At 71.8% G+C, this 12,791-nt stretch carries 13 protein-coding genes; 6 read left to right on the top strand and 7 right to left on the bottom strand.

The genetic code is table 11. The features are described 5' to 3' along the window. Positions 1–4 precede the first annotated feature (4 nt). On the bottom strand, positions 5–760 hold the full coding sequence (locus C1N81_RS18145; protein ID WP_394438032.1) for an ABC transporter permease: 756 nt from the start codon (positions 758–760) through the stop codon (positions 5–7). Between the two features lie 5 nt (positions 761–765). Beyond that, entirely contained in the window at positions 766–1,548 is a 783-nt protein-coding gene (locus C1N81_RS18140; RefSeq protein ID WP_394430367.1) for an ABC transporter ATP-binding protein, read from the bottom strand. 83 nt (positions 1,549–1,631) lie between these two features. Between C1N81_RS18140 and C1N81_RS18135 the strand changes: the two genes are divergently transcribed. From C1N81_RS18135 to C1N81_RS18120, 4 genes are all read left to right on the top strand, one after another. Continuing rightward, a complete protein-coding gene (locus C1N81_RS18135; protein ID WP_394430366.1) occupies positions 1,632–2,270 on the top strand; it encodes a TetR/AcrR family transcriptional regulator in 639 nt (212 codons plus the stop codon). Between the two features lie 158 nt (positions 2,271–2,428). Next, positions 2,429–3,280, top strand: a complete 852-nt coding sequence (locus tag C1N81_RS18130; RefSeq protein ID WP_394430364.1) for a 3-hydroxyacyl-CoA dehydrogenase family protein — start codon at positions 2,429–2,431, stop codon at positions 3,278–3,280. 187 nt (positions 3,281–3,467) lie between these two features. After that, complete coding sequence (locus C1N81_RS18125) at positions 3,468–3,791, top strand: STAS domain-containing protein (protein ID WP_394430362.1); 324 nt, start codon at positions 3,468–3,470, stop codon at positions 3,789–3,791. Positions 3,792–4,043: 252 nt separating this feature from the next. Then, the gene (locus tag C1N81_RS18120) at positions 4,044–6,569 is read left to right on the top strand and encodes an ATP-binding protein (protein WP_394430360.1); all 2,526 of its coding nucleotides are present in this window, start codon (positions 4,044–4,046) and stop codon (positions 6,567–6,569) included. Positions 6,570–6,693: 124 nt separating this feature from the next. Here C1N81_RS18120 and nucS read toward each other — a convergent pair whose 3' ends face one another. Next, positions 6,694–7,365, bottom strand: coding sequence for an endonuclease NucS (gene nucS, locus C1N81_RS18115; protein ID WP_394430358.1), 672 nt, complete (start codon positions 7,363–7,365; stop codon positions 6,694–6,696). A gap of 292 nt (positions 7,366–7,657) precedes the next feature. Between nucS and C1N81_RS18110 the strand changes: the two genes are divergently transcribed. Further along, positions 7,658–8,050 (top strand): SCO5389 family protein, encoded by a 393-nt coding sequence (locus C1N81_RS18110; protein ID WP_394430356.1) that lies wholly within the window; start codon positions 7,658–7,660, stop codon positions 8,048–8,050. Between the two features lie 104 nt (positions 8,051–8,154). Here C1N81_RS18110 and C1N81_RS18105 read toward each other — a convergent pair whose 3' ends face one another. Next, the gene (locus tag C1N81_RS18105) at positions 8,155–9,189 is read right to left on the bottom strand and encodes an LLM class flavin-dependent oxidoreductase (protein WP_394430354.1); all 1,035 of its coding nucleotides are present in this window, start codon (positions 9,187–9,189) and stop codon (positions 8,155–8,157) included. A gap of 214 nt (positions 9,190–9,403) precedes the next feature. Here C1N81_RS18105 and C1N81_RS18100 point away from each other — a divergent pair, with 214 nt between their 5' ends. Further along, positions 9,404–9,733 (top strand): ATP/GTP-binding protein, encoded by a 330-nt coding sequence (locus tag C1N81_RS18100; RefSeq protein ID WP_394430352.1) that lies wholly within the window; start codon positions 9,404–9,406, stop codon positions 9,731–9,733. A 9-nt stretch (positions 9,734–9,742) separates the two neighbouring features. Here the strand turns inward: C1N81_RS18100 and C1N81_RS18095 are convergent, their stop codons facing one another. The 3 genes from C1N81_RS18095 to C1N81_RS18085 form a co-directional block, all read right to left on the bottom strand. Continuing rightward, the gene (locus C1N81_RS18095; protein WP_394430350.1) at positions 9,743–10,612 is read right to left on the bottom strand and encodes an ABC transporter permease; all 870 of its coding nucleotides are present in this window, start codon (positions 10,610–10,612) and stop codon (positions 9,743–9,745) included. Further along, on the bottom strand, positions 10,609–11,802 hold the full coding sequence (locus C1N81_RS18090; protein ID WP_394430348.1) for an ATP-binding cassette domain-containing protein: 1,194 nt from the start codon (positions 11,800–11,802) through the stop codon (positions 10,609–10,611). Before C1N81_RS18090 ends, C1N81_RS18095 begins: the two co-directional genes overlap by 4 nt. Before the next feature lie 218 nt (positions 11,803–12,020). Beyond that, on the bottom strand, positions 12,021–12,791 hold the full coding sequence (locus C1N81_RS18085; RefSeq protein ID WP_394430346.1) for an ABC transporter permease subunit: 771 nt from the start codon (positions 12,789–12,791) through the stop codon (positions 12,021–12,023).

The raw sequence follows: 12,791 nt of genomic DNA, 5'->3' as shown, positions 1-12,791 counted from the left end.
CTAGTCAGCCGCCCACCCCGCGGAAGGCGCGTGTGCCGACCGTCACGGCGAGCGCGGCGAGGGCGAGCGCGGTCACGGTTCCGTACAGCATGTGCGCCGTCGCGTACTGGCCCACGTACGCGTCCCGCACCGCGTCCACGAGATAGCGCACCGGCATGAGGTGCGAGAGCACGTTCAGCCAGCCCGGCGCGAGCGCCATCGGCAGCATCAGCCCGGACAGCAGCATCGCGGGCATCGTGACCGCGTTGACGACGGGGCCGAACTCCTGCGGCCTGCCGACCTTCGCGGCGAGCGCGTACGACAACGACGCGAGCGAGACGGTCAGCAGGGCGACGAAGCCGAAGCCGATCAGGATGCCGGCGAGCGGCGCCCGCAACCCCATCACCAGCGCGGCCAGCACCAGCAGCACCGCCTGGAACAGGAAGAGCAGGGTGTCCCGCAGGACCCGGCCGAGCAGCAGCGCGAGCCGGCTGACCGGCGTGACGCGCATCCGCTCCACGACGCCGGAGTTCTTCTCCAGGATGACCGCGAACCCGCAGAACGCGGCGCCGAACAGGCCGAGCTGGAGCAGCAGCCCGGGCACCAGGACCTGCCAGGAGTCGGCGTCCGGGCTGAGCGGCAGACCGGTCAGGAGCGGGCCGAAGAACAGCAGGTAGAGCAGCGGCATGAGGACGCCGAAGAGCATCTGGAAGCGGGACGAGAGGGTCTGCCGGGCGTACCGGCCGAAGATCAGCAATGTGTCCGAGGCGAGCGTCTTCATCGGGGTCACACCGCCACCGGGGTCGTGTCGGCGGGCGCGGGGCCGCGTCCGGTGATCGCCAGGAACGTGTCCTGGAGCGTCGCGTCGATCGAGCCGCCGTGACGGAGCTTGAGCGCGCTCGGCGTGCCCTCGGCGGCGACCACGCCCCGGTCCACGACGACGATCCGGTCGGCGAGCGCGTCGGCCTCGTCGAGGTAGTGCGTGGTGAGGAAGACGGTCGTGCCGTGCTCGGCGCGCAGCCTGCGCACCAGGTCCCACAGGTCGGCGCGGCTGCCCGGGTCGAGCCCGGTCGTCGGCTCGTCGAGGAACAGCACCTGCGGGCGGTGCGTCAGCCCCATCGCGATGTCGAGGCGGCGCCGCTGGCCGCCGGAGAGCGCGGCGGTCCTGCGGTCCATCAGGGCGGTCAGGCCGAGGTCCGCCGCCAGTTCGTCCGCCCGCTCCCGGGCCTGCTTCTTCGTCAGCCGGTACAGGCGGCCCTGCGTGACCAGCTCCTCCCGCACGGAGACGGTCGGGTCGACCCCGCCGGACTGGGCCACGTAACCGACCGCGCGCCGGACCCCGGCCGGGTCGGTCGCGAGGTCGCAGCCCGCGACGGTCGCCGCGCCCCCGGTCGGCGCGAGCAGGGTCGTGAGCATCCGCAGGGTGGTGGTCTTGCCCGCGCCGTTGGGGCCGAGGAATCCGAGGATCTCGCCGGGGGAGACGCGCAGGTCGATCCCGCGGACGGCGTCCACGGGACCGCGTTTGGTCCGGAAGGTCCGGGCGAGGCCGGACGCGCTGATGACTGCCATGCGCCACAGAAAAACAGAGTCACTTAAATTTTGCAATGCCACCAAAAATTAAGCGGGACCAGCCGATCGGTACGATCGACGGCATGGCAGAGGGGCTCAGGGAGCGGAAGAAGCGGCAGACCAGGCAGTACATCTCGGACGTCGCGACCGGGCTCTTCGTGGAGCGCGGCTTCGACGCGGTGACCGTCGCGGAGATCGCGGCCGCCGCGGACGTCTCCGTGAACACCGTCTACAACTACTTCCCGGCCAAGGAGGACCTCTTCTTCGACCGCTCCGAGGGCGTCGTCGACCGGATGTCCCGCTGGGTGCGCGGCCGCGCGCCGGGGGAGTCCGCGGCCGTCGCCGTCCTGCGCGAGCTGCGCGAGGAGATCGAGACCGTCTCACCGCGCGTCGGGCTCATGGACGGCTACAGCGCCTTCATGCGCGTCGTGCACGCCGCGCCCGCCCTGCGCTCCCGCCTGTGGGCCATCCAGCAGGAGGTCCACGACAACCTGACGGCGACGCTGCGCGAGGTGACCGGCGCGGGCGACGACGATCCGCTGCCCGACCTGATCGCCGGTCAGATCGGCTGGGTGCACTCGACCGTCATGGCGGCCATCGGCCGGCGCATGCTCGACGGCGGCACCCCCGCCGCCGTCTCGCGGGAGATGCTCGAGGTCATGGACGACATCGAGGAACTCCTGAGCGAGAAGGTGCTCAACTACGCCGTCCGCGACGCCTGATGACGGCGCCCGCCCCGCACCGGTGTGATGTCCGTCATTCGAGACGTGACGCGCATCTCTAAGCGGTCACACGGCCCCTCACGGACGCTAGGGTCCGCAAAAGAGCAACGTGAAAAGTGGTCGCGCGGTTCGTGACAACGTGGTTAGGGGAAGCGCACGTGGCAGGGAAGCTCGCCGTCATCGGAGCCGGTCTCATGGGGTCCGGCATCGCTCAGGTCTCCGCCCAGGCGGGCTGGGACGTCGTCCTGCGCGACGTCACCGACGAAGCCCTGACCCGCGGCACCGACGGCATCAAGGCGTCGTACGACAAGTTCGTCGGCAAGGGCAGACTCGCCGCCGAGGACGCCGAGAAGGCGCTCGCCCGCATCACCACGACCACCGACCTGGACGCCGCCGCCGACGCCGACATCGTCGTCGAGGCCGTCTTCGAGAAGCTCGAGGTCAAGCACGAGATCTTCCGTACGCTCGACAAGCTCGTGCGCCCGGACGCCGTACTCGCCTCGAACACCTCCGCCATCCCGATCACCAAGATCGCGGCGGTGACCGACCACCCCGAGCGGGTCGTCGGCGCGCACTTCTTCTCGCCGGTGCCGATGATGCAGCTCTGCGAACTAGTGCGGGGCTACAAGACCAGCGACGAAACCCTCGCCACCGCGCGGGAGTTCGCCGAGTCCGTCGGCAAGACCTGCATCGTCGTCAACCGCGACGTGGCCGGGTTCGTGACCACCCGCCTCATCTCGGCCCTCGTCGTCGAGGCTGCGAAGCTGTACGAGTCGGGCGTCGCCACCGCCGAGGACATCGACATCGCCTGCAAGCTCGGCTTCGGCCACGCCATGGGACCGCTGGCCACCGCCGACCTCACGGGCGTCGACATCCTGCTCCACGCCACCAGCAACATCTACACCGAGTCCCAGGACGAGAAGTTCGCCCCGCCCGAGCTGATGCGCCGGATGGTTGACGCCGGTGACATCGGACGCAAGAGCGGGCAGGGCTTCTACAAGCACGCGTGACGCGGCGCCTGACGCCATGTCACCCGTCGGGGTGAATTCGGTATCGGTTCGCTTACAGACGGCAACTTATGACTCGTTGAGCCCGTCAGTTGCTGTGACATACCCAGATCACCCGGATCACCGAATTCACCCGGACCACATGACCACCTGAGTACCCGAGTACTTCCGCCTCACACGGGGAGCGCATATGCACATCAGGGGCGACCACGCCGAGTTGGTCGTCGGGGGCCGCCTCGACGTCCGCAGCGCGGCGGACGCCCGTACGGTCCTGCACACCGCCGTCGACGACGGTTTCGGCGACCTCGTGCTCGACCTGTCCGAACTGGACTCCTGGGACGCGACCGGGCTCGGCGTCATCATGGGCGCCCACCGCCGCGCCGGGCGCTGCGGCCGCCGGCTCGTGCTGCGCGGGGTGCCGCCCCAGATGCAGCGCCTCCTCGTCGCGACGCGGCTGCACCGGATCCTGGCCATCGAGGGCGGCATCGGCGTCGAATCGCTGCCCCGGGTGTGACCCGGGGCCGTCCCGGTGTGTGACCCTGGGATGAATACGCCGTTCCTGTGGGCAGCGCCCACAATCCTCATGAGACTGTGACGTCTCGGACGGCGCGGGACCCCGAGTGTTCATAGATACTGTGCCAAGGTCTAGGGTTCGGTCGCCCGCGTCATGACGAACCCGCCACGCGGGACCGGACCAGAAGCGACAGCGCAGTGTGCACAGGCCGGGAGGGCAGAAGGCGCACCACGCTTTTGGGGGGCTTTGACCATGGACCCGAACAACCTCGGACCGGACGATTTCGGCCAGGACCAGCGCGACGACACGCCCGTCGGCGGCAGGCGTCCGCCGCGTGACCAGTTCACGCCCGACTTCGGCCAGCCGTCGCCCGCGCTCGCCCGCACCGTGCAGCTCGTCTCCGGCGACTACCTCCTGACCGTCAACCCCGTCGACGGCAGCGAGATCGAACCCTGCCCGCCCGCGCGCCGCCCCGGCCGCCCCGCCAAGTACGACGCGCCGGAGCGCGCCGAACGTGCGCGCGCCGCCCGTCCGCCGCTGCCGCCGGGGCCCGCGCTGCCGCGCCTCCCGCTCCTGGAGCGCCAGGAGGAGCGCGAGCGCCTCGCCCGCCTCCTCGCGCGCGGCCGCTCCGTCCGGCTCACCGGCCCCTCGGGCGCGGGCCGCACCGCGCTGCTCGACCAGGTCGCCGAGGACTGCGCCGACATCGCGCCCGACGGCGTCGTCCGCCTCTCCGGCCACCGCCGCACCGCGACCGACCTGCTGCACGACCTCTTCGCCGCGGTGTACGACGCCCCGCAGCACCGACCCGACCGCCCGCTCCTGCTCGAACTCGTCCACGAGATCGGCGCCGTCGTCGTCCTCGACGACCTGGAGTTCGGCGGCGCCGCGCTCGACGAACTCCTCGAGGCGACACCCGAGTGCGCCTTCCTCCTGTCGGCGACGCCCGACGTCGCCGCGCCGTCCGCCGACTCCCTCGTCGAAGAGGTGTTCCTCGGCGGCCTCAGCCGCGGCGCCGGACTCGAACTCCTGGAGCGCGCCGTCGGCCGCGTCCTCACCGACGACGAGGCGCAGTGGGCCGGTGACCTCTGGTTCGAGTCCGAGGGCCTGCCCCTCCGCTTCGCGCAGGCCGGCGCCCTGCTGCGCCAGCGCGACCTGCTCCGCGCCGACCCCGACGGCTTCGACGCCTTCGGCCTGAACGGGGACGGTGACGCCGAACCGGCCGACACGCCCCTCCTCGACACCTCCTACGCCCTGGAGGATGGCCCCGACGTCCCGCTGCCCTCGCTCGCCGACGGGGCCGCGCCCGCAGCCCTGCTCGCCTCCCGCATGAGCGCCTCGGCCCGCGCCACCCTGCGCTTCGCCGTCGCCCTCGGCGGCGAGGTCCCGCACCAGGCGCACCTGCCCGCCCTCGTCGGCGACACCCACGCCGACGCGGCCCTCGCCGAACTCGTCTCCTGCGCCCTCGTCACCTCCGTCGGCGCCCGCTACCGCCTCGCCTCCGGGGTGCAGGTGCAGCTGGAGGCCGTCGGCTTCGGCGAGGAGACCGCCGAGTACGCGCACACCGCCGCCCGGCACTACGCCTGGTGGGCCGCGCACCCCTCCGTGGGCCCCGAGCGGGTCGCCGCAGAGGCCGACGCCGTGCTCGCCGCGCTCGCCGTCCTCGTCCCCGGCACGACACCGCCCGCCGAGGGCGAGGCCAGCCCCGCCGTGGAGCTGGCCCGCGCGGCCGCGCCCGCGTTCGCCGCCGGATTCGCGTGGGGCGCCTGGGAGCGCGCGCTGCGCTCCGGACAGGAGGCGTCCCGGCTCTCCGGCGAAGTCCCCGACGAGGCCTACTTCCACCACGAGTTGGGCATCCTCGCCCTCCTCGGCGGCAACCTCGACCGGGCCCGCGCCGAACTGGAAGCCTCCATCGGCCTGCGCGGCGCCCTCGCCGACAAGCGGGGCACCATCGCGGGCCGCCGCGCCCTCGCGCTCGTCGCGGACCGCTCCGGCGGCGTCCTGCCCGGCGGGCGCACCGCCGCGGGCGAGGAGGTCCCGGAGGCGATGTACGAGGAGTCGGCGTCGCCGCCCGGCGGCGTCCCGGCCGCCTACCCGCTGCCCGCGCCGCCCCGCGAACCGGCCACGGCCCCGACCCGCAAGGTGCCGCCCGTACCCACGCCCGGACCCGCCCCGACGGTCGTCGGCGGCAAGGCGCCCACCCGCAAGTCCGTCATCGGCGGCACCCGGCGCAACCTCGTCGCCGCAGGCGCCGGCGCGCTCCTCGTCGCCGTGCTCGGCACCGTCGTCACGCTCGGCGCCACGTCCGGCAACGACGACCCGCCGTCCGACAAGGTCGGCACGAACCCGTCGGCGACGGCGGGGGAGAACAACGGCGACCTCGGCGCGGAGGAGGCCCCGCGCGGCGACGACACCCCCAGCCGCCCCGCCTCGTCGACCCCGTCGGACCCGGGCGCGGACGGCATCCCGGGCACGGCGGACGACCCCGGGCCGACCTCGTCCGCGACCGGTGGCGCCCCGGCGGACAGCCCGAGCGCTTCGGCCACACCGGACGACCCGGAGACGTCGCCCAGCAAGTCGCCGAGCAAGACCCCCAGCAGGACGCCGAGCAGGACGCCGCCGTCGAGCCCCCCGGACCCGTCGACGAGCGAGCCGGACCCGGATCCGTCGACCAGTGAGCCGGAACCCGATCCGACGACCACGGCGCCGGAGCAGCCGGGGACGACGACCAACTCCGCGCCCCTCACGTCGGCCGCCACGGGCACGAACAGGCCCTCTTGAGGGGCGCGGGGAACTGCGCGACCAGCCACAGAAAAGCCGCGGACGCGTCTGCTCATGTACCGAGCAGACGCGTCCGCGGCTTTTCGTGGGCCGCTCGCGCAGTTCCCCGCGCCCCCGGCCGGGTCTAGAACAAGCGGAGCTTGTCGTCCTCGATGCCCCGCATGGCGTTGTAGTCGAGCACGGTGCAGCCGATACCCCGGTCGGTCGCGAGGACACGGGCCTGCGGCTTGATCTCCTGGGCGGCGAAGACCCCGCGCACGGGCGCCAGATGCGGATCCCGGTTCAACAGCTCCAGGTACCGGGTGAGTTGCTCGACCCCGTCGATCTCCCCACGCCGCTTGATCTCGACGGCGACGGTCTGCCCCTCGGCATCGCGGCACAGGATGTCGACGGGCCCGATCGCCGTCATGTACTCGCGGCGGATCAGCGTGTATCCCTCGCCGAGCGTCTCGATGCGGTCGGCGAGCAGCTCCTGGAGGTGCGCTTCCACGCCGTCCTTGATGAGGCCCGGGTCGACGCCCAGTTCGTGGGAGGAGTCGTGCAGGATCTCCTCCATCGTGATGATGAGTTTCTCGCCCGCTTTGTTGATGACGGTCCAGATGCCCGCATCGTCCCCGGTCCCCTCCTTCAGGGTGCACGGCGGCGACATCCAGTTGAGGGGCTTGTAGGCCCGGTCGTCCGCGTGGATGGAGACGCTGCCGTCGGCCTTCACGAGGATGAGGCGCGGGGCGAGAGGGAGATGGGCGGTGAGCCTGCCCGCGTAATCCACGGAGCAGCGGGCGATGACAAGACGCATGGTCGGCAACGCTACTCGACGCCGACGGGTGCACGCGATTCGCCCGCCCCTCGGCCCCCACAGTGCTACCAGGACCCCAGGGGGCGCCCTTTATCATCCGGAACCCACCCGTTCGTTATTGGCCGGTTGTGTGCGAAGCAGGCTCTGCACGCCCTGTTGCGGCTCCGATGCGTTGCCTACCGTAGAAGCGGGAGGTCGCGGCGCGTGCACGCTGTGTGTTCGGAGGGTCGTGCCGTGGGCTCCCGGTCTGTCCGTCAACCCCCGCTTCGTTGGGGGTGCGAGAGGAGAACCCATGTCGCTCGACGTCTCACCGGCACTGTTGGAACAGGCCGAGCGAGGCGAGGTCGACGAAGCGGATTTCGTCGACTGCGTCCGGACCTCCCTGCCCTACGCGTGGGAGATGGTCAGCTCTCTGGTGGCACAGCTGAAGGTCGACGGCGGAGAGTTCGCCGACAACCAGACGCCGCCGCCGGACGAGCAGGCACGTGGGCAGCTGCTGCGCGCGCTCGCGAGCGACGCGATTCGCGGCGCGCTCCAGCGGCACTTCGGTGTACGGCTCGCTTTCCAGAACTGCCACCGGGTCGCGGTGTTCCCGCAGGACCCGGCGGTGGACGGGACGCTGGCCCGCTTCACCTCGGTCCGCAATCAGCTGCTCAACCAGTCACCTGAATTCCGTGACTGCTGACGGCTGAACCGGAATGCCTGCCGTCCCGTACGCGGGAGGTGCATCAGTACGGGACGACAGGCATGGCGGGGCCGGCCCGACGGGAGGGGCCGCTCCGACCGGCATCAGCTGAGCTGGGGCAGTACCTCCGAGCCCAGCCGCCGTACGTTCTCCTCCGTCGTCGCCAGGTCGCCGGAGCCCTCGACCAGGAGCGCGAACCGGGTGATCCCGGTCCGCTCGGACGTGGCCGCGAGCCGGTCCGCGCACAACTGCGGTGTGCCGACCGGATGCAGCCCGCACAGCAGCTCCGTGTACGCGACGGGGTCCCGCATCGACCGCGGCCGGCCGTCCACCGTCACATGGGCGTCGAGCCCCTGCTTGAGCCACCCTGGCATCGCCTTCAGGAGCGCCTCCGTGGCCTCCGCGCGGCCGTCCCCGACCTGGGCCACCCCAGCGGAGACATGGGGTGCCGTGACTATGTCGGCCGGCGGGAGCCCGGCCTCGACCGCGCAGCGCCGCCACAGGGCGACCATCTCGGCCTTTTCCTCGTCGCCGATGTGCATGCCGAGGAGCATGGGCAGACCCCGCTGAGCGGCGAGCCGCACACTCCTCGGCGACGTACACGCGACGACGACCTCGGGGCCCGCCGGATCCGTACCCCCGATCGCCTCCGCCGGGCGCGGCACGACCGGCACCTCACGGAAGGCGAACCGGTTCCCCTCGCCCGCGACCCGTGGTTCGCGCAGCCAGCGCAGGAGCAGATCGAGCGAATCGGGGAAACCCTGTTCGTACGCCTCGATGCCCGCGCCGAAGACCTCCAGGTCGACCCAGGGCCCACCGCGCCCGACGCCGAGCGAGAACCGCCCGCCGGAGGTGAGGTGCAGCAGGGCCGCCTGCTCGCCCAGGGCCACCGGGTGCGCCGTCGGCAGGACGCTCACCGCCGTGCCGACCCGCAGGGTGCGGGTGCGGCCGAGCAGCAGCGCGGCGAGGGTGATCGCCGACGGGCACGTCCCGTACGGCACGAAGTGGTGCTCGGCGAGCCAGACCGAGTCCAGGCCCGCCTCCTCGGCGACCTCGGCCGAGCGCACCGCCCGGTGCAGCGCCTCCCCCTGCCCCTGACCCGGGAACTGGGCTGCCAATACGAATGAACCTACGCGCATCGCCTTCCTGCCTTTCTTGGCGCCGACGCGGCACTCCCCCTGAAGGCAATAACGGCTGACAAGTGCCAAGGGCACGGCTACGCATACAGATTGGCGGATTTTCCGCAGAACCTTGACAGGGCGCCCACGAGGCGACAGGCGGGTACCCCTGCCCGCGCGGCGTACGCTGGACGCGCATACCCCACCCCCGTCCACACACCCCGTGAGGTGAGCCGTGTCCCCGCGTCGCAACCGTCCGAAGGCCGGCGGGCCGCCCGCAGGCAGCAGCGAGGACGAGGGGCGGCGCTACGGCGGGTTCCAGTCCACCGAGAGCTGGCAGGGCGAGGAGTGGTGCGTACGCCATGTGGCGGGGGCGAGCGCGGCCGGGAAGACGTACCGCTGCCCGGGGTGCGACCAGGAGATCCCCTCCAGGCTCGCACATGTCGTGGCCTGGCCGGAGTACGGCGGCGTGGACGACCGGCGCCACTGGCACAAGGCATGCTGGAACGCGAAGGACCGCCGCACCACGAAGGTGCAACGGTCCCGGAGCGCTCCGCGGTATTGAGCGCCTGCGCTACACGTCGCGGTTGTTCAGGCTGAAGAACGCGCCGCCGAGCGTCACCGCCGCGGCCACGCCCATGATCCACAGCGGGTCCCAGCCGGACGGTCCCGAACCGCCCGCCACCGAGTCGCCGTAGAGCACCGCGAGCTGGCTCGGGATCGAGTACTCGAAGAGGGCCTGCTGAAGGTCCTTGAGCGAGTCCGAGAACATGAACATCGCGAGGACCAGCGGCAGCAGCACGACGCCGATCATGATGGTGATGGCGCCCGCCGAGTGGCGTACGAGCGTGCCGACGGCCAGGCCCACGAGGCCGAGCAGGCCGACGAACAGGCCCACGCCGACGGTCGCCTTGAACCACTGCGAGCCGCTGGGGGAGCCGACGTCCAGGATGCCGACCTGGAGCACGGAGACCAGTGCCGTGAGCACGGTCGTCAGCACGAAGACCAGCGTGAAGAAGACGATCGCCTTGGCGGCCAGCACCCGGCTGCGGCTGGAGCAGGCCGTCATCGTCGTACGGATCATGCCGGTGCCGTACTCGGACGCGATCGTCAGGACGCCGAGCGTGATCACGCAGATGGTGCTGAGCAGCACGCCGAAGAAGCCGAGGCTGAGCGCCTCGTCCGCGTCCGGCTGCGTGGTGTCGGCCGCGGAGACGATCGCGGCGGAGGCCAGGCCGATGCCGACCATGAGCAGCACCATCACGCCGAGGGTCCACATCGTGGAGCGCACCGAGCGGATCTTCGTCCACTCCGAGGCGAGCGCGTCCCCGAGGTGCGCGCGGCGCACGGGGATCGGTGAGGTGTACGAGCCCGGGAAGACCTGCCCGACAGGCGTCGCCGGGGGCTGCTGCGGGGCGGCGTAGGGCGGGGGCGGCGTGCTCATCGGGCGTCGTCCTTGTCCATGGTCGGAGCGGCGGCGGGCGGCTGCGGCGCGGGGGCGGGCGCCGGCGCGGGGGCGGGCGCGGGCGTGGGCGCCGGTGCGGGCGCCTGCGCGGGCGCGGGCGCGGCGTACGGGTTGGCGACCGGCGCCTGCTGCGGCTGCGCCTGGGGCGGCGGCGGGGCGTACCAGCCGGGCTGGCCCTGCCCCGGGACCGGCATCTGCGGCGGCGGCACGGCGCCGGGCGGCAGCGGCTGCGCGAACCCGGCGAGCTGGTCGTCGGTGGAGCGGTAGTCGACGGCGCCCTGCGTCATCCGCATGTACGCCTCCTCCAGGGACGCCTGGTGCGGGGAGAGCTCCCACAGGCGGACGTCCGCGCCGTGGGCGAGGTCGCTGATGCGCGGCAGCGGCAGGCCCATGACACGCAGCGCGCCGTCCTGCTCGGGCAGCACCTGGCCGCCCGCCTCGGTCAGCGCGGCGGTCAGCTTCTCGCGCTCCTGCGGCTCGGCGTCGGGGGTGCGGACCCGCGCGAAGTCGGCCGAGTTGTGCGAGATGAAGTCCTTGACGCTCATGTCGGCGAGCAGCTGTCCGCGCCCGATGACGATGAGGTGCTCGGCGGTCAGCGCCATCTCGCTCATCAGGTGCGAGGAGACGAAGACGGTGCGGCCCTCGGCGGCGAGCGTCTTCATCAGGTTCCTGACCCAGAGGATGCCCTCCGGGTCCAGGCCGTTGACCGGCTCGTCGAAGAGGAGGACCTGCGGGTCGCCGAGGAGGGCCGCGGCGATGCCGAGCCGCTGGCCCATGCCGAGCGAGAACCCCTTCGAGCGCCGCTTGGCGACGTCCTGGAGGCCGACGACGCCGAGCACCTCGTCGACGCGGCGGGCCGGGATGCCCGCCAGCTGGGCCAGGCACAGCAGGTGGCTGCGGGCGGCCCGGCCGCCGTGCATCGCCTTGGCGTCGAGCAGCGCGCCGACCTGCCGCGGCGCGTTCGGCAGCTTGTTGTACGGGTAGCCGCCGATGGTCACGTGCCCGGTGGTCGGCTGGTCGAGGCCGAGGATCATGCGCATCGTCGTCGACTTGCCCGAACCGTTGGGTCCGAGGAAGCCGGTGACGGTCCCCGGCCGCACCTGGAAGGAAAGGTTGTACACGGCCGTCTTGGCGCCGTAGCGCTTCGTCAGGCCGACTGCCTCGATCATTCTCCGCACCCATCGGAAGGTTCTGAAAGGTTCAGGACGTCGGGGCACACGCCCCCGTAAGAGTCTGTCTCTGCACCCCCGTCGTCCGCGCCGGGCGTCGGGGCGCAGACGGGGGTTCAGAGACAGACTCTTTAGGGTTAGGAGGATATCCGGGCGCTGACGGTTCCGGCCAAGAGTGAGTAAAGGGTTCGGCGGCCCTCCGGGCGGCTCGTGAGGCGCTACGCGTCGCGCTTCTTCAGCAAGGCATATCCGACCAGCAAGGCCACCACGACCCACACCACCAGGATGACGAGCCCGCCCCAGGGCCCGTACGGGGCGTCGTCGCCCGGCGGCGTCACCACTTGCATGATCTTCGAGCCGGCCTGGTCGGGGAAGTACTGGGCGACCTTCTTCGTCGCGGAGACGTTGCCGAGGATGGGGGAGACCAGGAAGAGGAAGGGCATGAGGATGCCGAGCGCCAGCATGGGGGAGCGCAGGATCGCCGCGACACCCATGGCGAACATCGCCATCAGCGTCATGTAGAGGGCGGCGCCGATGACCGCGCGCAGCACGTTCGGCGAGCCCAGGTCCGTGCTGTGATCGCCGAGCATCGCCTGGCCGAGGAAGAACGCGGCGAAGCTGGTGACCAGGGCGACGACGAGCGCGAGCAGCGCGGCGACCGCGATCTTGGAGAACAGGAACGTGCCGCGCCGCGGGACCGCCGCGAGCGAGGTGCGGATCATGCCCGTGCTGTACTCGCTCGCCACCACCAGGACGCCGAAGACGACGAGGGCGAGCTGGCCGAGGGTGAGTCCGGCGAAGGCGGTGAAGGTCGGGTCGAAGGTCAGCTTGTCCTCGGTGGACAGATTGTTGAACTCGTTCTTCGACAGGGCGCTGATCAGCATGCCGAGACCGACGGAGACGACGACGGCGAGGCCGAGCGTGAGGGCCGTCGAGTTCACCGACCTGATCTTCGTCCACTCGGAGCGCAGGACCTGGGCCACGGCCAT

It is taken from the genome of Streptomyces sp. SGAir0957, from assembly GCF_043523415.1.
This window is presented reverse-complemented; position numbering and strand designations above follow the sequence as displayed.